This window comes from Streptomyces sp. NPDC107538, assembly GCF_055657445.1.
Genome location: NZ_JBVKAY010000002.1, coordinates 124167 through 143489 on the forward strand (window position 1 = coordinate 124167; position 19323 = coordinate 143489).

Sequence of the window (19323 nt, forward strand, 5' to 3'; positions counted from 1 at the left end):
ATTCTGGCTCCCATGACACCGATCACCGAGGTGGAGGGCCACAGGGTCGCCCTCTCCAATCTGGAGAAGGTCCTCCACCCGGCGACGGGCTTCACCAAGGGCGAGCTGCTGCACTACTACGCCACCACGGCGGACGCCCTGCTGCCGCATCTGCGTGACCGCCCGGTCTCCTTCCTCCGCTACCCGGACGGGCCGGGCGGCCAGGTCTTCTTCACCAAGAACGTGCCGCCGGGCATCCCGGACTGGGTCACCACCGCCGAGGTCCGGCGGATGGAGGGCCCGGCCCGGATGGTGCTGGTGCAGGATCTGGCGAGCCTGATGTGGGCGTCGAACCAGGTCGCCGAGTACCACACCCCGCAGTGGACCGTCCGTACCTCCGACGAGGCCGACCGGCTGGTGTTCGACCTGGACCCGGGGGCGCCCGCGACCGTCGTCGAGTGCTGCGAGGTGGCCGGCTGGCTGCGGGAGCGGCTCGCGGCGGACGGGATCGAGGCGTACGCGAAGACGTCCGGGTCGAAGGGGCTGCATCTGCTGGCGGCGGTGCGCGGGGCGTCCTCGGAGCGGGTGTCGGAGTACGCCAAGAGGCTGGCCGTGGAGGCGGAGGAGGCGCTGCCCCGCCGGGTCGTCCACCGGATGACCCGCAGTCTGCGCCCCGGCAAGGTGTTCGTCGACTGGAGCCAGAACGCCGCCCGCAAGACCACCGCCACGCCCTACACCCTGCGCGCCCGCGCCGAGCCGACCGTCTCCGCGCCGGTGACCTGGACCGAGGTCGAGGAGTGCGCCTCCCCCGGCCTCCTGGTGTTCCGGGCCGACGACATCGCGCCCCGCCTCCAGGACTACGGCGACCTGCTGGCACCCCTGCTGGACCCGGAGGCCGCGCACGAGCTGCCGTGACGGCGGCGCCGAGCCGGTAGCCGCCGAGGCGGCACCGCCGATGGGGCCTACACCCCGGTCCACGTCCGCCGGTCGCGGGCCGTCGCGTGCAGGCCCTCGACGTCCGCCGGTTTCAACACCCCTCCTGTGCGGGCGAGTTCGGGCAGGTCCGTGTCGCGCAGGACGCGGAGTTCGCGCAGGGGTGTGGCGATGTCGAGGGCGGCGGGTTCGGCGAGGGCGAGGACGGGGTGGACCTCGGCGGTGAGGGCGTAGGAGGCGCGGTCGGCGTCGGCGCGCAGCCCGCGCAGCAGCGCGCGGGGCTCGTGGCGGCCGACGGCGACCACCGGGTCGGTGACGACGACCCGCTGCCTGCGGGCGTACAGGGACCGCACGCAGTACAGACCCCCGGGGCCGAGCACCAGGTGGTGGATGCGGTCGCCGCCGGGCAGCGGCACGGAGTGCAGGGTGTGCCAGCCGGCGCCCTCCAGCCGGTCCAGCGCGTCGCCGACGGTCTGCTCGGCGGCCAGGGCGCGGCGGCGCGGGTCGGGGCGGAGCCGGCGCGGTGGTCCGGGGGCGCGGTCGAGGGCGATCAGCAGGGCCTCGCCGGGGCGGTTGGGGGCCAGGTCGTCGTCCGGGTGGAGGCTCAGCCGGGCCAGTTCGGCGGGGGTCGGCACGGGCGGCGGGCCCACCGCGACCGGGCCCGCGATGAAGGGGCCGAGAACCGCCAGCACTTCCTCTCTCCGCTCCTCGCTGAGGAGGTTCACCCGGCCCGCCTCACGGTCGTACCAGGCGATGTTCCTCCCGTCGGTGCGGCACACGTACAGGCGCTCCCGTCCGTGCCGCCAGGTCGGTATGACGCGCAGTCCGCTCATGCACCATCACCCCACGACCATGGGAACAGGCGGGGTGCTCCATCGGCAAGAACCCGGTTACCTTTGGGGTGACGACCCGCCGTCAGGGGCTTGCCGAGTGCGGCTTGCCGTGTGGGGCTTGCCGTCAGGGGCTTGGGGAGGCGCCGTTGCCGACGCGCAGGATGCGAGCCGATGTTCCCGCTCCGGGGGAACCGTGGAGCGAGATCGTGCCCGGACTGTGGATGGGCGGGCACGAGTTCGCGGGGCGGACCGGTGCCGGGGGCATCGAATTCGCGGTCGTACACGACGAGTTCGACCTGGTGCTGACGCTGCTGCGGCTGCCGGGGTACGGGCCGGACGAGGGCGTCGAGCATCATGTGTGGCCGATCCCCGACGGACCGCTGGACGGCACGCAGTTGGCGGGCGTGCTGCGGCTGGCGCAGGCGGCGTGCGACGCGCTGGAGGACGGCAAGCGGGTCCTCGTGCGCTGTTACAGCGGGTACAACCGGTCCGGTCTGGTCGTCGCACAGGCGCTGATCCGTGACGGGCACTCCGCCGAGGAGGCGATCCGGCTGATCCGCGCCCGCCGTTCACCGTGGGCGCTGCACAACGAGCTGTTCGTGGAGTATCTGCACACCGGTCTGGCGACGGTCCGGCTCCTGGAGGAGCTGGAGGAGCTGACCTGACGGCGCCGCCCGGACGGCGGAGCAACGGGGCGGGCGGAGCGGTTCCGCACGAATAGGGTGGACGGGACCGCGTCGACGCCCTCAGGAGCCCCCGTGTCCCCCCGTCTCCGTCACCGCGCGCGGGTGGCCGCCGGTGCGTCGGCCGCCCTGGCCGCCGCCCTGCTGCTGGGTGCCTGCGGCGACTCCGGGGGTCTGACGAGCGCGGGCGCCACACCCACCGCGAGCGGCCCGACCCGGCTGTGGCCCGGGGAGCCGCCCGCCACCTCCCCCGCCTACGACTACGGCGAGGCACAGACCGAGGTCGTCAAGGGCGTCCGGGCCCCCGGCGAGGACATCCACGAGGTGGACCCGGTTGCCGTCGTACGCGCGGAGATCGCGGCGCACCCCGACATGTACGTGGGGTCCGGGGCGCCCTACGCCGGGACGGCCGCGCGCATGGCGGACTGCGGCGACGGTGACGGTGACGGTGGCGGTGACGGTGACGGTGGCGGTGGCGGTGGCGGTGGCGGGGGCGGGGGGAACGGCGACCGCGGGGACCGTGCCCGGTGTCCCGTCCTCAAGGCCTACTACCGGGACCTCACCGGTGACGGGCGCGACGACATGGTGCTCGGGTTCCGGCTGCTGCCCGGGAAGCAGACGGCGCTGCGGATGTACACGTTCCAGGCGGACCGGCTGGTGCAGGTGCTGGCCAACGACGACGCCGTGATCGCGGTCGAACTGGCCGGACGGACGGTGATCATCCGCTCGCCCGCGGGGATCGTCGGCTACGAGTACCGCACCCAGTGGACCTGGGACGAGGAGCAGTTGGCGATGCTGCTCACCCGGGACGAGATCCTGCGGGTGGGCGGCACGGGTGGCGCGGGTGGCGCGGGTAGCGCGGGTGGCGCGGGCGGCACGTCGGCCTCGGTGAATCCGCGGTGAGCACGGCGAGGTCGTCGCGGAAACGGTTCGGCCTGCCGCGCCGGGCCGCCTCGCTCACCTGGAAGGCGCTGGCCTTCATCACGGTCATGTGCTGCGGGCTGGCCGCGCTGCTCGGCGCCCTCGTCCATGTCTCCGTCACCAACCGGACCGTGAGCGACGCCCGCTCCCGGGCGCTCGTCCGGCTCGACGAGGCGGTACGGGCGTACGAGGCCGGGAACCGGCTGCCGCCGAACGCCGGGATCGACGCCCACGGGCTGCCGGGGCCGCTGCGCGAGCTGGCGGTGAGCGGGCGGCGCGGCACGATGGTCGGGGTCGCCGACGGGTACCCCACGATGTGGGCCGCCGCCCCCGCCGACGGTGGCCGTGCCCTCGCCGTACAGATCGACTACGCGCAGAGCGCGGCCACCATCGAGAACCTGGACCGGGCCATCATCGGCTCCTCGGCGCTCGCGATCGGGGTGACGCTGGTCGTGGGCGCGCTCGGCGTCGGCGGGGTGACCCGGCGGCTGCGGACGACCTCGCAGGTGGCCCGGCGGATCAGCGCGGGCGACCTGGACGCGCGGGTCGGCGACCCCCGGACGACCGAACCGGAGCGGTATCGCGACGAGGTGGCCGCGGTGGCCGCCGCGCTCGACACCATGGCGTCCACGTTGCAGCGGAAGCTGCTGAGCGAACAGCGGTTCACCGCGGACGTCGCCCATGAGCTGCGGACGCCGCTGACCGGGCTGCACGCGGCGGCCGAGCTGCTGCCGGCGGGGCGGCCGACGGAGCTGGTGCGGGACCGGGTCGCCGCGCTGCGGACGCTGACCGAGGATCTGCTGGAGATCTCACGGCTGGACGCGGGGAGCGAGCGGCTGGAGGTGGACGCGATCCGGCTCGGGGTGCTGGCGGAGCGGGTGGCCGCGCACGCGAGCGGGGAGACGGAGGTGCGGGTCGTCCAGGACGCGGTGGTGGAGACGGACCGGCGGCGGCTGGAGCGGGTGTTGGGGAATCTGGTGGCCAACGCGCACAAGCACGGGGTACCTCCGGTGGTGGTTTCCGTGGAGGGTGCGGTCGTCTATGTGCGGGATCACGGGGGTGGGTTTCCGGGGTATCTGGTGGCTGAGGGGCCGCAGCGGTTCCGTACGGAGGGTTCCGCCAAGGGGCATGGGCTGGGGCTCACCATCGCGGTGGGTCAGGCGGAGGTTCTGGGGGCGCGATTGGGATTTGAAAACGCTCCGGGTGGGGGTGCGTTGGCCGTATTGCGACTTCCGGTGAGTGGGGGCTGATCGCGCCCACGCGGCGGAGCCGCATATCGGATACAGCCTCGCGCCCCCAAAAAAGGGCGGGGCTGCCCTGATGGCCCATCGCGGAAGGCGCCGTATCCTCCCTCCTCCTAACGTGGCGAATAGTCAGACTCGCCCCCTTTTCTTCTGGAGGAGCATCAGATGTCCCTGCGGATTCTGCTCATGCGGTTCGGTATAGCGGCTGCCGGTGGCGCCCTCGTGGCGTTCGCGGCCACGACGCCCGCCGCCGGTGTCGGACAGGAGGACCCCCGAGAGAGCAAGCAGATCGTCGACGGCGAGGTCGTCGCCCCTGCCGGTCTGATCCTGCGGAGCGCGCCGACCCGTGGCGGCTCGGTCATCCGGGTCGCGCGCCACGGCGAGATCGTCAAGATCTACTGCCGGACCGACGGTCAGGTCGTCGACGGCGTCGGGCAGTGGTACCTGCTCGTCAACGGCACCTGGGCCTGGGGTTCGGCCCGCTACATCGAGGCCTTCAAGACGCCGCGCTGGTGCGACGCCTGAGCGACAAGACACCGACAAGACGCGCAAGGCATCCCCAAAGGGTCTGATTTCGGTAAGTTCCGGGCATGACCACCAAGGCCGGAACGACCCTGGCGGCGGATCCCTCGGACCCGTCCCCGCCGCCCGCCGTACGCCTGCTCCGGCGCCGAGGCGTCGAGTTCACCCTCACCGTCGTGGCCGTCCTGCTCTCCGTGTCCGGCTACTGCGCCGTCGGCCTGGCGAAGAACGGCACCGTCCCGCCCGGCGCCGCCGACTACGGCGCCGGGCTCGGCGTGCTCGCGCTGCTGGCCCATCTGGCGGTGCGGCTGCGGGCGCCGTACGCCGATCCGCTGCTGCTGCCGATCGCGGTGCTGCTCAACGGCCTGGGGCTGGTGCTGATCCACCGGCTCGACCTGGAGACCCCGGCCGACCAGGCGGCACCCGCGCAGCTGAACTGGTCGACGCTCGGGGTGGCCCTGTTCATCACGGTCGTGGCACTGCTGCGCGACCACCGGGTGCTCCAGCGGTACGCGTACGTCTCGGTGGTGGCGGCCCTCGCCCTGCTGGCGCTGCCGATCCTGTTCCCGCCGGTCAACGGGGCCCGGATCTGGGTGCGGATCGCCGGGTTCTCCCTCCAGCCGGGCGAGTTCGCGAAGGTGCTGCTGGCGCTGTTCTTCGCCGGCTATCTCGCGGCGAACCGCAACGCGCTGGCGTACGCCGGGCGCCAGGTCTGGCGCTTCAAGCGCCTCCAACTGCCCACCGGACGCGTCCTCGGCCCCATTGTCACCATCTGGCTGCTGAGCGTCGGCGTCCTGGTCCTGGAACGGGATCTGGGCACCTCGCTGCTGTTCTTCGGCCTGTTCGTGATCATGCTGTACGTGGCGACGGGCCGCACCGGCTGGATCGCGGTGGGGCTGCTGCTGGCGTGTGTGGGCGCGGTGGCCGTCGGCCGGCTCGAACCGCATGTGCGCAGCCGGGTCGAGGACTGGCTGCATCCGTTCGCGTCGATCGAGGCGGGCCAGGGGGCGGGCCAACTCGCCCAGTCCCTCTTCGCGTTCGCGGCCGGCGGGCTGCTCGGCACCGGACTGGGCCTCGGCCACTCCGTGCTGATCGGCTTCGCCGCCAAGTCGGACTTCATCCTGGCCACGGCAGGCGAGGAGCTGGGCCTCGCCGGGCTCGCCGCGATCTTCCTGCTGTACGCCCTGCTGGTGGAGCGCGGCTTCCGCACCGGCCTCGCCCTGCGCGACCCCTTCGGCCGGCTACTGGCCACCGGTCTCGCCTCGATCGTGGCCCTCCAGGTCTTCGTCATCGCCGGCGGCGTCACCGGCCTCATCCCCCTCACCGGGATGGCGATGCCGTTCCTCGCCCAGGGCGGCTCCTCCGTCGTCACCAACTGGATCATCGTGGCCCTGCTGATGCGGATGAGCGACTCCGCCAGACGGCAGTACGACCCCGGGCCACCACCACTCACCGGCCCCGGCCGGGAGGGGGCGGGCGACTTCCGGGAAGGGGCGGGCGACTTCCGGGAAGGGCCGGTCGACAGCCCGGAGGGGCAGGGCGGCAGCCAGGAGGGGCAGGGCGGCAGCCGGGAGGAGTCGGGCAACGGCCGGGAGGGGAAGGGCGCATGACCAAGTACATCCGGCGCGCCGCCGCCCTGTGCGCCCTGCTGCTGCTCGCGCTCCTCGTCAACGCCACCCGCGTCCAGATCGTCCAGTCCCGGACCTACGACGACAGTCCCGCCAACCGCCGCCCGGCGATCGCCCGTTGGGGCCAGCCGCGCGGGGACATCGTGGTCGAGGGGCGCCCGGTGACCGGCTCGAAGGACACCGGGGAGCAGCTGCGGTACGAACGGACCTACCGCGACGGCCCGTTGTACGCGCCGGTCACCGGCTTCGCCTCGCAGGAGTACGGGACGACGTTCCTGGAGCACGCGCAGGACCAGCTCCTCGACGGCAGCGACCCGCTGCTGTCGTTCCTCCCGCTGTGGAACGACATCACCCGCGACCGCAACGCCGGCGGCGAGGTCGTCACCACGCTCCGGGAAGCGGCCCAGCGGGCGGCCTATCTGGGGCTCGGCGCACGCCGGGGCGCGGTCGCCGCGCTCGAACCGGCCACCGGGCGCGTGCTGGCGCTGGTCTCCCGGCCGTCGTACGACCCGGGCGAACTCTCCGGCAACGGGCGCGCGGCGGCCGAGGCATGGGCGCGGCTGAACGGGGACGCGGGCAAGCCCATGCTCAACCGGGCGGTGCGGCAGACCTATCCGCCGGGTTCGACGTTCAAGGTGGTGACGGCCGCCGCCGCGCTGGACACCGGGGTGGTCACGGACCTCGACGCCCCGACCCGCTCCCCCGACCCGTACACCCTGCCGGGCACCAGGACGTCCCTGTCCAACGAGGTCGACGGTTGCGAGAACGCCTCGCTGCGGTACGCCTTCGAGTGGTCCTGCAACACGGTCTTCGCGAAACTGGGCGTGGACGTGGGCCTCGGCGCCATGACGGACTCGGCCCGCGCGTTCGGCTTCAACGACCCGGACCTGCGCATCCCGTTCTCGGTCGCGCCCAGCAGCTTCGACACGGAGATGGACCGGGCGCAGCTGGCGCTCTCCTCCATCGGCCAGTACGACACCCGGGCCACGCCGCTGCAGATGGCGCTGGTCACGGCGGCCGTCGCCAACGGGGGCGCGGTGCGCTCGCCGTACCTCGTCGAGCGCACCACCACGGCGAGCGGCCGCACGGTGGCCGGTTCCGGCCCGCACCCCCTGCGGCAGGCCATGAACCCCTCCACCGCGAGGCGGCTGCGCGACCTCATGCGGGGCGTCGTCGAGCACGGCACCGGCGCCAACGCCGCTCTGCGTCACGCCACCGTCGGCGGCAAGACCGGCACGGCCCAGCACGGCCTCGGCAACTCCGGCACCCCCTTCGCCTGGTTCATCGGCTGGGCCCGGTCCGACGACGCGATCGAGCCCGAGGTGGCCGTGGCCGTGGTGGTGGAGGACGCGGAGGCCGTACGGGGCGACATCAGCGGGGGCGGCGACGCGGCGCCGATCGCGCGGGAGGTGATGCGGGCGGTGCTGAAGTCCTCCGGCTGACGCCCGCCGGCGCGCGCCTGACGAACCGTGACCACCAGCTGAGAAAACGGGGTGACCCCCGCCCCGCTCCGACTTATCGTGCGCCCCATGACGACCGCCACGTACGAACTCGCCCAGGTCAACATCGCCCGTCTCAAAGCCCCGTTGGACTCCCCGCAGCTCAAGGACTTCGTCGACGCCCTGGACCCGGTGAACGCGGTCGCGGACCGCTCCCCCGGTTTCGTCTGGCGTCTCCAGAGCGAATCCGGCAACTCCACGGACATCCCCGTCCTCGACGACGAGTGGCTGATCATCAACATGTCGGTGTGGCGGGACGCCGACGCCCTGACCGCGTTCATGTACCAGGGGCAGCACCGGGAGCTGCTGTCCCGCAGGCGGGAGTGGTTCGAGCGGCTGGCGGAGGCGGCGACGGCGCTCTGGTGGGTCCCGGCCGGGCATCAGCCCACCGTCGCGGAGGCGGAGGAACGGATCCTCCACCTCCGGGCCCACGGCCCGACCGCGTACGCCTTCACCCTGCGCACGTCGTTCCCGGCGGGACCGGCGGAGGCGAGTGGTACGGAGGCGACTGCGGCACCGGACGCCGCCGCCGTCGTCAGCTGATCGGCTGCCGGATCTCGTCGCGGACCTGAAGGGTGCGCTCGGCGAAGGCCTTCACATCCACCTTCTCGGGGTCCTGCCCGACGCTCGCGGTGCTCAGCTCCGCGACGGAGGCCCCGGTGTTGCCGTCGGCCCAGGCGCACATCGGGTACGTGACCTCGGTCCCGGCCTGGTCCTGGGTGACGACCTGACAGCTGATGGTGGTGTCCGAGCCGTCCGGGGTGTAGTCCTCGGGCGGCACGGCCACCGTGATCGAGTCGACCCCGGCCGCGCCCTTGAGCATGTTGTCGCGGGCGGCGTCGGTGTTCTTGAACCGTCCGTACATGCCCGAGACGATCAACGCGCCCTCGGTGCCGTCCTCCTGGGGCGCGTACTGCGCGACGGCGGCCGTGACATCACGCGCGTCGAAGGCGCCGTCCGCCTCCTCCTCCACCTGCTTCCCCGTGGTGTCGGAGAGGTCCTGGGCCAGCTTGTACTCACCGTCCAGCACGGTCTCGGGCAGCACGAGCCGGTACTCGGCCTCCGGGAAACCGCTCGAACTCTGCGTCCCGACGACCCACAGGCCGACGGCCCCGGCCACCGCGAGGGCGACGACCCCGCCGACGATCCCGAGGACCAGCCCCACCCGGCTCTTCGGCGGCGGCGCGGGCTGCCATCCGCCGGGCTGGGGCGGCCCGCCGTACGGCTGCTGCGGCGGGTACGGCTGCTGACCGTACGGCGGCGGCTGCTGCTGCTGCTGCGGAAACGGCTGGCCGTACGGACCCGGCTGGGGGTGCGGCTGGGGCTGGGGCTGCTGACCGTACGGCTGTTGGCCGTAGGGGCCGGGCTGCTGGGGCGGTGGAGGCATGGACACGCCAGCACGGTACTCCACAAGTGGTGCGCAAAGGATTGACGGCCTTGCTGACAAGTAGTCTCATAAGCGGTGACCGCTGGTAACTACCTGAACTCCCGTACGAGGAGCTGCGACAGCATGACTACGGTGACCTCGGTGAACTCGACGAACCCCGTGTCGGAGGCGGAGGTCCTGCGCGACGCGCTCGGGCTCCTCAAGGACCGCGAACAGGTGGCCGAACGACTGCTCGTGTCCTCCGCGAAGCACTCCTTCGACCCGGACAAGGAGCTGGACTGGGACGCCCCCTTCGAGGAGGGGAAGTGGTACTGGCCGCCGGAGCTGGTCTCCCTGTACGGGACGCCGATGTGGCGGAAGATGTCGGAGGAGCAGCGGATCGCGCTGTCCCAGCACGAGGCGGCGGCGCTGGCCTCCCTCGGCATCTGGTTCGAGATCATCCTCATGCAGCTGCTCGTGCGGCACATCTACGACAAGGCCGCGACCAGCGCGCATGTGCGCTACGCGCTCACCGAGATCGAGGACGAGTGCCGGCACTCGAAGATGTTCGCCCGGCTGATCAGCAAGGGTGACACCCCGTACTACCCGGTGAGCCGGCTGCACCACAATCTGGGCCGCCTGTTCAAGACGGTCTCGACGACCCCCGGCTCCTTCACCTCCACCCTGCTCGGCGAGGAGATCCTCGACTGGATGCAGCGGCTGACCTTCCCGGACGAGCGGGTCCAGCCGCTCATCCGGGGCGTCACCCGTATCCATGTGGTCGAGGAGGCCCGGCATGTGCGGTACGCCCGTGAGGAGCTGCGCCGTCAGATGGTGACCGCTCCGCGGCTGTCCCGGAGCTTCACCCGGGTCACCTCCGGCGAGTTCGCCCGCGTCTTCGCCGTCGCGTTCATCAACCCCGACGTCTACTCGAACGTCGGCCTCGACCAGCGGGTGGCTGTCGCCCAGGTGCGGGCGAGTGGGCACCGGCGGGAGGTCATGCAGACCGGTGCGAAGCGGTTGACCGACTTTCTGGACGACATCGGGGTGTTGCGGGGTGTGGGGCGGCGGATGTGGAGGTCTTCGGGGTTGCTGGCGTAGGGGTGTGGGCGGGGGCGCGTGAGGGGGTGGGGGGTGCGGGGTTCGTCGGCGGGTGCGGGTGCGTGGGGCTTCTCGCGCAGTTCCCCGCGCCCCTGAAGAGCACGGGGCTGCGCCCCGTGCTCTTCGGGCCGAAAAAGCAGGGGCGCAGCCCCGCTTTTTCAGGGGCGCGGGGAACTGCGCGACCAGCCCCCACCGGACCCGCACCCGCCGACGAACCCCGCACCCCCACCCCCTCACGCGCCCCCGACTACCCTGCACCGTATGACGCCCGACGCCCCCACCCGCGCGTACCGCCGACTGAGCGTCGAGGAGCGGCGCGGCCAGCTGCTGGACGCCGCGCTGGAGCTGTTCGCGCACCACGCGCCGGAGGACGTGTCCCTGGACGACGTCGCGGAGGCGGCCGGCGTCTCGCGCCCCCTCGTGTACCGCTACTTCCCCGGCGGCAAGCAGCAGCTCTACGAGGCGGCCCTGCGCTCCGCCGCCGAGGAGCTGGAGCACTGCTTCGACGAGCCCGCCGAGGGCCCCCTCACCAGCCGCCTGGCCCGCGCCCTGGACCGTTATCTGGCCTTCGTGGACGGGCACGACACCGGGTTCAGCGCCCTCCTCCAGGGCGGCAGCGTCGTGGAGACCTCCCGCGCGACGGCCATCGTGGACGGCGTCCGACGCGCCGCCGCCGACCACATCCTGCGCCACATCGACGTGGCCGAGCCGGGCCTGCCGCTGCGGATGACCGTCCGGATGTGGATCACCTCCGTGGAGGCCGCCTCGCTGATCTGGCTCGACGAGGGCAAGCGGCCGGACGTCGCCGAGCTGCGCGACTGGCTCGTGGAGCAGTTCGTCGCCTGTCTCACCGCGACCGCCGGACGCGACCCGCAGACCGCCGCCGCCGTCCGGCACGCCCTCACCGTCGAGACCCCGGACGGCGCCGTCGCCGCCCTGGCCCGCCGGGTCCTGCCCGTGGTCGGCGACGCCGGGCACCTGCTGTGACACCGGCCGGGCCATCGGCTGTGACACTGGTCCGGTGAAGAGCCAAGACACCCCCTTCGTGGGCGGCCCCCTCGACGGGCGCGTCCTGCCCGTGCTGCTCGGCATCACCGGGCACCCCCCGAAGACGTACCGGGTCCCGGTGCCCGACGCGGCCGGCGGTCCCCCGACCGTCCTCGTCTACCGCCGGGTCGACGCCGGCCGGGGCGGCCTTCTGCACCAGCTGTGGAAGTACGAGTACGCCCCGGACGCGGACCCGAGCCGCCGCCTGAAGTGGCCGTGGTCCAAGCCCGGCACCCCGGCCGCCCCCGGCACCCCGGGCACGCCGGGCGGGCAATCCGCCACGCCGCCCGACCGGCCGCGCCCCACCGACGGGTGACACTCCGGCGCCGAACGGTCCACCCGGCGCGCGCCCGCCCCGCACGCCCCCCAATCTGCCGGTGCGAGGTGGACGGCCCACCTCCGCACCGGAGGTGATGACGTGTCAGGAAGGCTTCTCCGCCTGGTCGGTACGGCGACGGTCACGGCCCTCACGGCCGGCGCCCTCATCGGCACACCCCCCGCCCCGGCACTGGCCGCGCCGAAGCCCCCGGCGGCCGACGACACGATGACCGGCGACACCGAGACCGAGTCCCAGGCGGCCCCCGGAACCCGCTCGGTCGCCGACCTCCTCACCGACCTCCGGCGGCTCCACCGCGAGGCCGAGGAGGCCACCGCCGCCTACGACGTGACCGGCGACGAACTGACCCGGCAGCGGGCCGAGGTGACCCGCCTCGACCACCGCCTCGCGGCGGCCCGCCTCTCCCTGTACGACAGCCGGGGCGCGGCCGGCCGGCTGGCCCGGCAGCAGTACCAGAACAGCAGCACCGCGCTCTCCCCGTACGTCCGCCTGCTGATGACCCGCGATCCGCACCGGGCCCTGGAGGAGGGCCACGTCATCGACCAGGTCGCCCGGGAACGCGCCGACACGATCGAACGCCTGCTCGGCAACGAACAGGACACCGCCACCCTCGCCCGCCGCGCCCGCGCGGCCCTGGACCGCCAACTCACCCTCGCCGAGCAGCACAGGAGACACCACGACACCGCGTCCGTCCGCCTGAACGAGATCGAGAAGCTCCTCGCCTCCCTCACCCCCGAACAGCTGGCCGACATCAAGAAGGCGGAGAAGAGCACCAAGGCCGACTCTCCGAAGCCGCCGGACACCCAGGTCTCTTAGGACGCGGGGTTCTGTCGGCCTGAAAGAGCAGGGGCGCAGCCCCGCTCTTTCAGGGGCGCGGGGAACTGCGCGAGAAGCCCCACCGGACCCGCACCCGCCAACAAACCCCCGCACCCGCACCCGCCAAAGCGACCCGCACCCCCACCCCGGAAGGCGCCCGCCCCTAACCCCCCGCGACCTCCGCGAGATACGCCCGAGTCTTCTCCGCGTCATAGAAGTAACTCTCAAAATCCGCCGGATCATCGAACCCATTGGCAAAACGATCCGCCACCACCGGCAACCCCTCGGCCGCCCCCACCAACCCCAGCACATGCTCAGCCGGCGGAGCCAACATCGTGTTGGTCCACTTGGTGACCGGCCCCACGACCCGCCAGAACCGCTCGAACGTCCGCCGCATCCACGCCTCGTCGAACTCCCCGTCCCCGTGGTCGAGGATCGCGGCGAGATAGACGGCCGCACACTTGGTCGCCGAGTTCGCCCCCTGCCCGGTCAGCGGATCGTTGGCCACGACGACGTCCCCGGCGCCCAGCACCAGCCCGCCGCCGGGCAGCCGTCCGACGGGGTTCCGGACGACCGGGGTGTAGCGGCCGGTCAGCGCCGCCCCCGGGTCCGTCACCTCGACGCCCGCCGTGCGCGCGTACTCCCAGGGAACGTACCGCTTCATCAGGTCCAGGGTCAGCGCGAGCTGCTCCTCGGCGTCGCGGACGCCGGCGAACACGTCGAGCGGCCCGCCGGGCAGGCCCAGCCAGAAGAGCGCGTCCGCGTGGCCGGAGGTGGTCAGTACCGGCTGGACGATGAGTTCGCCGAGGCCGGGCACCAGGTTGCAGCGGGCCGCGGCGAACTCCGGGTGTTCGGGGCGCGGGCCCAGCCCGTGGACGTAGACCGCGGCGAGCGCGCGCTGAGGCTCGGTGTAGGGCGAGCGGGCGGTGTCGCGGGGGAACATCCGGACCAGTTCGCCCTTGCCCGCGGTGACGAGCACGAGATCGTAGACCCGGGAGAACCAGTCGAGGTCGGAGACGGCGGCGCCGTGCACGACCAGCTGGCCGCCGCGCCGGGCGAAGGTCTCCAGCCAGCCGGCCATCTTCACCCGCTGGTCCACGGCCTGGGCGTACCCGCGCAGCCGGCCGACCCAGTCGACGGCGCGCTCGCCGTCCGGGCCGGCGACGGAGACACCGACGCCCTCGATCCTCGGGGCCTGCGACTCCCAGAAGTTCAGGTCGAGATCGCGCTCGTGACGCAGCGCCGAGTCGAACATGCACTGGGTGGACATGATCCGGCCGGCGCGTATCTCGTCCGGGGTCCGATTGGACATCAGGGTGACCTCGTACCCGTGCGACTGGAGGCCGAGGGCCAGGTGCAGCCCGGACTGGCCGGCTCCGACGACGAGAATCTTCCGCATCCGGACAGGTCTCCTGGTTGGTCCGTGGCGTCCCGTGGCGTCCCGCTCGGGGACTACGCGGGGACTACTCGGGGCTGAGGGATATCGCGTGGCCGCAGAGTGCGAGCAGGGTCTCCATCGCGGAGGCCCGCTTGCGTGCGTCCATGATCATGACAGGTACATGGGCGGGTACGGTCAGCGCGTCCCGGACGTCCTCGGGTTCGTACCGCACGCTGCCGTCGAACGCGTTGACCGCGACGATGTACGGCAGTCCGCAGCTCTCGAAGTAGTCGAGCGCCGGGAAGCAGTCGCCGAGGCGGCGGGTGTCGGCGAGGACGACCGCGCCGATCGCGCCGCGCACCATGTCGTCCCACATGAACCAGAACCGCTCCTGGCCGGGCGTGCCGAACAGGTAGAGGACGAGGTCGTCGTCGAGGGTGATGCGGCCGTAGTCCATGGCCACGGTGGTGGTCAGCTTGTCCGGCGTCGCGGAGAGGTCGTCCGTGCCGGCGCTGGCCTCGGTCATCAGGGCCTCGGTGCGCAGCGGGGTGATCTCGGAGACCGCGCCGACGAAGGTGGTCTTGCCGACGCCGAAGCCGCCCGCCACCACGATCTTCGTGGCGATGGGGGCCCGGCTGAGGTCGGCCTGCCAGGGTTTCAGCTCCTCCTCGGGCTCCGCCCCGGCACCCTCCTCGGGAGGGGCGTCGTCCACGTCGACGCGCAGGGAACCGGCATCGAGCCGGGCGGCGTGCGCGTCGACATGGACGCGGGGGGCGTCGTCCTTGACGCCCGGGGTGACGCCGGCCGAGGCGTCGGGGGTGACGCCGGCCGAGGCGGCGTCAGAGACGGCGGAGTCCACTCAGCACCCTTTCCAGCAGAGCGCGGTCCGGCTGGCCCGGTCCGTGACCTGTTCCGTACACACGGATCTTTCCCTGGTCCGCGAGATCGCTGAGGAGGACGCGGACCACGCCGAGCGGCATCTTCAGCAGCGCGGCGATCTCCGCCACCGTCCGCATACGGCGGCAGAGTTCGACGATGGCCCGCATCTCGGGCATCACCTTGGAGTTGAGTGAACCATTCGGCAACTCCCGCCGCTCCGCCGGGGCTTCGAGTACGGCGACGAAGGTCTCCACGTGCAGGACGTGGCCGAAGCGGGTGCGGCCGCCGGTGAGCGAGTAGGGGCGTACGCGGGCGGGTTTGCGGTCGCCGCCGCGCACGGGGAGCTTGTTGGCGCTCTTCGCGCCCGCCGCTCCCTTCACGCCCTTGGCGTGACTCTGCGCGCCCTTGGCGCCGCCCTTCGCGCCCTTCGTACTCTGCCGCGGGCCGCTCATCGACGGCTCCCGGCGGCCTCGGTCTCCTTCTGGGACTCGGCCTCCAGGGACTTGCGCAGTTCGCTGCGGAGCTCCGGGGTGAGGACATGGCCGGCGCGGCCGACGAAGAGCGCCATGTGGTACGCCACCACGCTCATGTCGCAGTCCGGTGAGCCGTGCACCCCGAGCAGCGAGCCGTCGCTGATCGACATCACGAAGAGGCTGCCGTGGTCCATGGCGACCATCGTCTGCTTGACCCCGCCGAACTCCATCAGCTTGGCGGCGCCGATGGTGAGGCTGCCGATGCCGGAGACGATGGTGGCCAGGTCGGCGGCGGAGCCCCGGGGGCTCTGCGGGCGCTCTTCCCGGACCTGGCGGGCCTCGGCGTTTCTGCCGGGGTCGGAGGAGAGCAGCAGCAGGCCGTCGGAGGAGACCACCGCGACCGACAGCAGCCCCGGCACCTCCTCGACGAGGTTGGTCAGGAGCCAGTGCAGGTTGCGGGCTTCACTGCTCAGTCCGAAGGTAATGGGCGCGGTCAACTGCTTTCCTCCTCGGAAGTGCCCCCCGTGGTGTCAACTGCCTCTGTCCGGTACTCATGTGCCACGTGCTCGTGCGCCAGGGGCATCCGCGTCTCACCCGACTGCTCGGCGATCTCCGCCTCGACGTCACGGCGTCCCTGGCTGGCCCCCTGGTGGAACCCGCCGAGCCTACGGCGCAGTTCCTCGGCGTTCACGCCCCCGGCGCGCGGCCGGGGAGGCATGGGCGTGGGCGCGGTGATCCTGGGCGTGCGCTTGGGCAGGCCCTTGTCCGTGAGCCGCGGGGGCTCCTCGCCCCGTGGCCCCGCCACCGTGCGCGCCGCGTTCCCCTCCTCGGCGTCGGCCCGCTCATGGGTGTCGGGATCGCCCGTGTACGGGTTCTCGTGCGCGTCGTACGGGTTCTCGTGCGCGTACGGGTCCTGGTCCTCCTCGGCGATGTCCTCGACGATGTCCTCGTCGGCGCCCTTCCCCGGGGCCACCGGAGCGAAGAGCTCCATCGTCGTCTCGGACACGGACTCGGTCCCGCTCCCGGGACTGGTTCCGGGACCGGTTCCGCCGTCGGGTCCGTCGTCTTCCGGTACGACGGTCCCGGCGGCCTCCGCCGTGTCGGCGAAGTCGGCGGCGTCGGCGGCCGTCCCCACGGCCTCCCTCGCCAGCAGTGCCCGCTCGGCCGCCTCGATGAGCGGGTCGCCGTCGCCTTCCGGCTCGCGGACGGCGACGGAACGGCCGGGCAGGACGTTCGAGTTGGCCTCGGCGTCGGCGCCCGGCAGGGTGAGCCGGGGCGTGAGGGAGGCCGGGGTGCCCACGGGCACGGCGGGCGTGGGGGCCAGCAGCGCCTTGGGCAGGACGACGACCGCGGCGGTGCCGCCCGAGTCGTGCGGCTGGAGCCGGACCGGGGTGCCGAGCCGGTGGGCGAGGCGGGCCACGACGTACAGGCCGAGCCCGAGGCCCTCGCCGCCCTCCTGCTCGTAGGGCGCCTCGGGATCGAAGTCGGTGAGGCGGGAGTTGAGCCGGTCCAGCCGGTCGGGGGCGACGCCGATGCCGCCGTCCTGGACGGAGAGGGTGATCTCGCCGTTCTCCATCAGCCAGCCGGAGACCTCGACGGACATCTCCGGCGGCGAGAACGAGGTGCCGTTCTCCATCAGTTCGGCCAGCAGATGGCTGAGGTCGTCGGCGGCGAACCCGGCGACGTGCGCGCCCGGCGGCAGCGCGGCGATGCGGACGCGTTCGTAGCGTTCGATCTCGCTGACCGCGGCGCGGACGACGTCCACGAGCGGGACGGGGCCGGCGTGGTGCTGGATGTGCTCGTGGCCGGCCAGTACGAGGAGGTTCTCGCTGTGGCGGCGCATGACGGTCGCGAAGTGGTCGAGCTTGAAGAGGGTGGCGAGGCGGTCGGGGTCCTGCTCGCGCTCCTCCAGGGACTCGATGACGGCGAGCTGCCGCTCGACGAGACCGAGGGTGCGCAGCGCCAGGTTGACGAAGGTGGCGTGGACGCTGTGCTGGACCTTCGTCAGATGCGCGGTGGCGGCGGCGAGTTCGGCGCGCAGCCGGTCGCGGTCGTCGGCCATGGTCTGGCGCTGGCCGATGAGGTGCTTGCGGTCGCCCTCCAGGGGCGCGAGCCGCTCGTGCAGCGCGAGGGCGTGCGCGTGGAGCGCGTTGACGGAGCGTACGACCTGGGCGAACTCGTCGTTGCGGCCGGTGAACTTGACCGGCTCCTCGGTCGCCGGGTCGCCGGCCACACGGGCGGAGCCGATGCGCAGCACGGCGAGCGGGCGGGTGAGGGAGCGGGCCATGCCGGTGGCGACACCGACGGCGAGGAGCATCAGCGCGCCGAGGAGGGCGACCCGGATCTCCAGCGCGGTGACGTCCTCGTCGCGGAGCTGGGCGAGGTCCTTGGTGCGCCGGTCGTAGAGCGAGGACTCGGCGCCGCGCATCAGGTCCACGCGGGCGGAGAGCGCCGCGCCCACCTTCTTGGCGCTGGTGCCCGCCTCGCCCGTGGAGAGCGTGGGCTGGTCGGTGAGGTCGGCCAGGTACTTCTCGGCGGTGTCGGCCTCGGGGCCGGTGACCGTGGCGTCGTACGAGGAGCGGCCGGCGGCGGGCGCGGTCTCGCGGAAGTGGGCGAGCGCGGCGTCGGAGCGGACCCGGGCCTGCTGGGCGACGGCGGTGAGGGCGTCGCGCTGCTTCGCGTCGGCGGCCGAGGCGCCGGTCGTGGTCGTGGGCAGCCCCGTGGCGGGGTCGATGACCGTCTGGGTGGTCGTGGGGACGCTGAGCGCGGCGACGAGCAGGCCCCGGGCGGCGGCGGCCTGCTGGACGGCGGTGTCGAGTTCGGCGAGGGCGTAGGCGCCACCGCCCGCGCGCGGCGGCAGTTCGGCGGCGAGTTCCTCGGCGAGGGCGTGGAGTTCGGTGACGACGGCGGTGTACGCCGTGTGCGCTTCGAGCGCGGTGCTCTTCCCGGAGAGCGCCGCCTGCCGGACGCCGGCGATGGACTCGATGTCCTCCCGCAGCCCGGCCGAAGTGTCGGTGTCCGCGCTCAGTTCCTCGACCTGGGTGTCGACGCGGTCGCTGCGCTGCTTGCTGGGCGCGGCCGACTCGGGCCGCCCGGCCGCGATGTACGCGGTGACCTCGTCGCGTTCGTCCGCCAGCGCGTGCGCCAGCGTGAGCGCTTCCTGCGTCTGCCCGGCGAGGGTGACCAGGCTCTGGGTGTCGTGCAGTTGCTCCGAGGCGGCGAGGATCGAGGGTGCCCCGGCACCCGCTATGGCGGCGGCGACGACGGCCACGGCGACGATGAGCCGGTTGCGTACGTGCGCCTTCCGCCCGGTGCCGACGGCGGGGGCCTCGGCCTGCGCCGTCCCCTGCTGGTTCCCAGAGGCCGCCGAGGCCTTCGAAGCTGCCTTCTTGCCTGCGCGCCGAGGCCGCGTCTTCTGCACCGGTGCTCGCATTCCTGACTCGTGTACCCATGGGCCGGGGTGACGATCCGTCGACCGGTCGAACGCCGTCGGTCGAAAGTCGTATGTCGTGCACAGCCGTCCCCCCGGTACGGCTCCCGACCCTCCCAGTGCCGGTGGGCGACGGTCCCGCATCAACAGTCCCGCCACCCGAAGGAGTGAACCTCGCCGGGGAGTTGGCGGGCAAGTTCCTCCGGCTCGTGCCGATGCCCCGCCCAGCGGGCCGGTTGGACGTCGGCGACGCG

19 protein-coding genes are annotated in these 19323 nt (G+C 72.8%); 12 read left to right on the plus strand and 7 right to left on the minus strand.

The genetic code is table 11. The annotated features are described in order from the left end of the window. Window positions 1–12: 12 nt before the first annotated feature. Window positions 13–894 (plus strand): non-homologous end-joining DNA ligase, encoded by an 882-nt coding sequence (gene ligD, locus ACZ7MG_RS06400; protein WP_471395246.1) that lies wholly within the window; start codon window positions 13–15, stop codon window positions 892–894. 47 nt (window positions 895–941) lie between these two features. Here ligD and ACZ7MG_RS06405 read toward each other — a convergent pair whose 3' ends face one another. Next, window positions 942–1745, minus strand: coding sequence for a nuclease-related domain-containing protein (locus tag ACZ7MG_RS06405; RefSeq protein WP_471395245.1), 804 nt, complete (start codon window positions 1743–1745; stop codon window positions 942–944). Window positions 1746–1906: 161 nt separating this feature from the next. On the opposite strand from ACZ7MG_RS06405, the gene ACZ7MG_RS06410 reads away from it, so the two are divergent. The 7 genes from ACZ7MG_RS06410 to ACZ7MG_RS06440 all read left to right on the plus strand — a co-directional run bounded on the left by ACZ7MG_RS06410 (window position 1907) and on the right by ACZ7MG_RS06440 (window position 8785). Beyond that, window positions 1907–2410, plus strand: a complete 504-nt coding sequence (locus tag ACZ7MG_RS06410; protein ID WP_471395337.1) for a protein-tyrosine phosphatase family protein — start codon at window positions 1907–1909, stop codon at window positions 2408–2410. Window positions 2411–2503: 93 nt separating this feature from the next. Beyond that, window positions 2504–3331 carry a hypothetical protein gene (locus ACZ7MG_RS06415; RefSeq protein WP_471395244.1) on the plus strand — a complete coding sequence of 276 codons (828 nt, stop codon included), beginning with the start codon at window positions 2504–2506 and terminating at the stop codon, window positions 3329–3331. Beyond that, window positions 3328–4599 (plus strand): ATP-binding protein, encoded by a 1272-nt coding sequence (locus tag ACZ7MG_RS06420; protein ID WP_471395243.1) that lies wholly within the window; start codon window positions 3328–3330, stop codon window positions 4597–4599. Before ACZ7MG_RS06415 ends, ACZ7MG_RS06420 begins: the two co-directional genes overlap by 4 nt. Window positions 4600–4758: 159 nt before the next feature. Beyond that, window positions 4759–5118 (plus strand): SH3 domain-containing protein, encoded by a 360-nt coding sequence (locus tag ACZ7MG_RS06425; RefSeq protein ID WP_471395242.1) that lies wholly within the window; start codon window positions 4759–4761, stop codon window positions 5116–5118. 65 nt (window positions 5119–5183) lie between these two features. Beyond that, window positions 5184–6725 carry an FtsW/RodA/SpoVE family cell cycle protein gene (locus tag ACZ7MG_RS06430; protein ID WP_471395241.1) on the plus strand — a complete coding sequence of 514 codons (1542 nt, stop codon included), beginning with the start codon at window positions 5184–5186 and terminating at the stop codon, window positions 6723–6725. Then, window positions 6722–8185, plus strand: coding sequence for a penicillin-binding transpeptidase domain-containing protein (locus tag ACZ7MG_RS06435; protein WP_471395240.1), 1464 nt, complete (start codon window positions 6722–6724; stop codon window positions 8183–8185). Before ACZ7MG_RS06430 ends, ACZ7MG_RS06435 begins: the two co-directional genes overlap by 4 nt. 87 nt (window positions 8186–8272) lie before the next feature. After that, on the plus strand, window positions 8273–8785 hold the full coding sequence (locus ACZ7MG_RS06440) for a DUF3291 domain-containing protein (RefSeq protein ID WP_471395239.1): 513 nt from the start codon (window positions 8273–8275) through the stop codon (window positions 8783–8785). Here ACZ7MG_RS06440 and ACZ7MG_RS06445 read toward each other — a convergent pair. Continuing rightward, a complete protein-coding gene (locus tag ACZ7MG_RS06445; RefSeq protein ID WP_471395336.1) occupies window positions 8778–9629 on the minus strand; it encodes a hypothetical protein in 852 nt (283 codons plus the stop codon). The genes ACZ7MG_RS06440 and ACZ7MG_RS06445 overlap by 8 nt on opposite strands. 123 nt (window positions 9630–9752) lie before the next feature. On the opposite strand from ACZ7MG_RS06445, the gene ACZ7MG_RS06450 reads away from it, so the two are divergent. The 4 genes from ACZ7MG_RS06450 to ACZ7MG_RS06465 all read left to right on the plus strand — a co-directional run bounded on the left by ACZ7MG_RS06450 (window position 9753) and on the right by ACZ7MG_RS06465 (window position 12909). Beyond that, window positions 9753–10709 (plus strand): AurF N-oxygenase family protein, encoded by a 957-nt coding sequence (locus tag ACZ7MG_RS06450; protein WP_471395238.1) that lies wholly within the window; start codon window positions 9753–9755, stop codon window positions 10707–10709. A 261-nt stretch (window positions 10710–10970) separates the two neighbouring features. Beyond that, the gene (locus ACZ7MG_RS06455; RefSeq protein WP_471387416.1) at window positions 10971–11696 is read left to right on the plus strand and encodes a TetR/AcrR family transcriptional regulator; all 726 of its coding nucleotides are present in this window, start codon (window positions 10971–10973) and stop codon (window positions 11694–11696) included. A 34-nt stretch (window positions 11697–11730) separates the two neighbouring features. Continuing rightward, window positions 11731–12072: a hypothetical protein gene (locus ACZ7MG_RS06460; protein WP_471387419.1), complete on the plus strand. Its 342-nt coding sequence runs from the start codon at window positions 11731–11733 to the stop codon at window positions 12070–12072. A gap of 102 nt (window positions 12073–12174) precedes the next feature. After that, window positions 12175–12909, plus strand: a complete 735-nt coding sequence (locus tag ACZ7MG_RS06465) for a coiled-coil domain-containing protein (protein ID WP_471387422.1) — start codon at window positions 12175–12177, stop codon at window positions 12907–12909. Window positions 12910–13072: 163 nt separating this feature from the next. Here the strand turns inward: ACZ7MG_RS06465 and ACZ7MG_RS06470 are convergent, their stop codons facing one another. From ACZ7MG_RS06470 to ACZ7MG_RS06490, 5 genes are all read right to left on the minus strand, one after another. After that, complete coding sequence (locus tag ACZ7MG_RS06470) at window positions 13073–14308, minus strand: styrene monooxygenase/indole monooxygenase family protein (protein ID WP_471387424.1); 1236 nt, start codon at window positions 14306–14308, stop codon at window positions 13073–13075. Between the two features lie 64 nt (window positions 14309–14372). Next, on the minus strand, window positions 14373–14999 hold the full coding sequence (locus tag ACZ7MG_RS06475; protein ID WP_471388256.1) for a GTP-binding protein: 627 nt from the start codon (window positions 14997–14999) through the stop codon (window positions 14373–14375). Window positions 15000–15126: 127 nt separating this feature from the next. Continuing rightward, complete coding sequence (locus tag ACZ7MG_RS06480; RefSeq protein WP_471387426.1) at window positions 15127–15618, minus strand: DUF742 domain-containing protein; 492 nt, start codon at window positions 15616–15618, stop codon at window positions 15127–15129. Beyond that, window positions 15615–16136 carry a roadblock/LC7 domain-containing protein gene (locus tag ACZ7MG_RS06485; RefSeq protein ID WP_471387429.1) on the minus strand — a complete coding sequence of 174 codons (522 nt, stop codon included), beginning with the start codon at window positions 16134–16136 and terminating at the stop codon, window positions 15615–15617. The genes ACZ7MG_RS06480 and ACZ7MG_RS06485 overlap by 4 nt, the downstream gene beginning before the upstream one ends. Then, window positions 16133–19060, minus strand: a complete 2928-nt coding sequence (locus ACZ7MG_RS06490; RefSeq protein WP_471387431.1) for a sensor histidine kinase — start codon at window positions 19058–19060, stop codon at window positions 16133–16135. Before ACZ7MG_RS06490 ends, ACZ7MG_RS06485 begins: the two co-directional genes overlap by 4 nt. Window positions 19061–19323: the final 263 nt, after the last annotated feature.

Bases quoted from the DNA above. Each gene is read 5' to 3' on its own strand.
- ligD (WP_471395246.1), top strand. From the start codon at position 13: ATGACACCGATCACCGAGGTGGAGGGCCACAGGGTCGCCCTCTCCAAT.
- ACZ7MG_RS06410 (WP_471395337.1), top strand. From the start codon at position 1,907: ATGCGAGCCGATGTTCCCGCTCCGGGGGAACCGTGGAGCGAGATCGTG.
- ACZ7MG_RS06445 (WP_471395336.1), bottom strand. From the start codon at position 9,629: ATGCCTCCACCGCCCCAGCAGCCCGGCCCCTACGGCCAACAGCCGTAC.
- ACZ7MG_RS06405 (WP_471395245.1), bottom strand. From the start codon at position 1,745: ATGAGCGGACTGCGCGTCATACCGACCTGGCGGCACGGACGGGAGCGC.
- ACZ7MG_RS06470 (WP_471387424.1), bottom strand. From the start codon at position 14,308: ATGCGGAAGATTCTCGTCGTCGGAGCCGGCCAGTCCGGGCTGCACCTG.
- ACZ7MG_RS06455 (WP_471387416.1), top strand. From the start codon at position 10,971: ATGACGCCCGACGCCCCCACCCGCGCGTACCGCCGACTGAGCGTCGAG.
- ACZ7MG_RS06450 (WP_471395238.1), top strand. From the start codon at position 9,753: ATGACTACGGTGACCTCGGTGAACTCGACGAACCCCGTGTCGGAGGCG.
- ACZ7MG_RS06480 (WP_471387426.1), bottom strand. From the start codon at position 15,618: ATGAGCGGCCCGCGGCAGAGTACGAAGGGCGCGAAGGGCGGCGCCAAG.
- ACZ7MG_RS06440 (WP_471395239.1), top strand. From the start codon at position 8,273: ATGACGACCGCCACGTACGAACTCGCCCAGGTCAACATCGCCCGTCTC.
- ACZ7MG_RS06430 (WP_471395241.1), top strand. From the start codon at position 5,184: ATGACCACCAAGGCCGGAACGACCCTGGCGGCGGATCCCTCGGACCCG.
- ACZ7MG_RS06435 (WP_471395240.1), top strand. From the start codon at position 6,722: ATGACCAAGTACATCCGGCGCGCCGCCGCCCTGTGCGCCCTGCTGCTG.
- ACZ7MG_RS06425 (WP_471395242.1), top strand. From the start codon at position 4,759: ATGTCCCTGCGGATTCTGCTCATGCGGTTCGGTATAGCGGCTGCCGGT.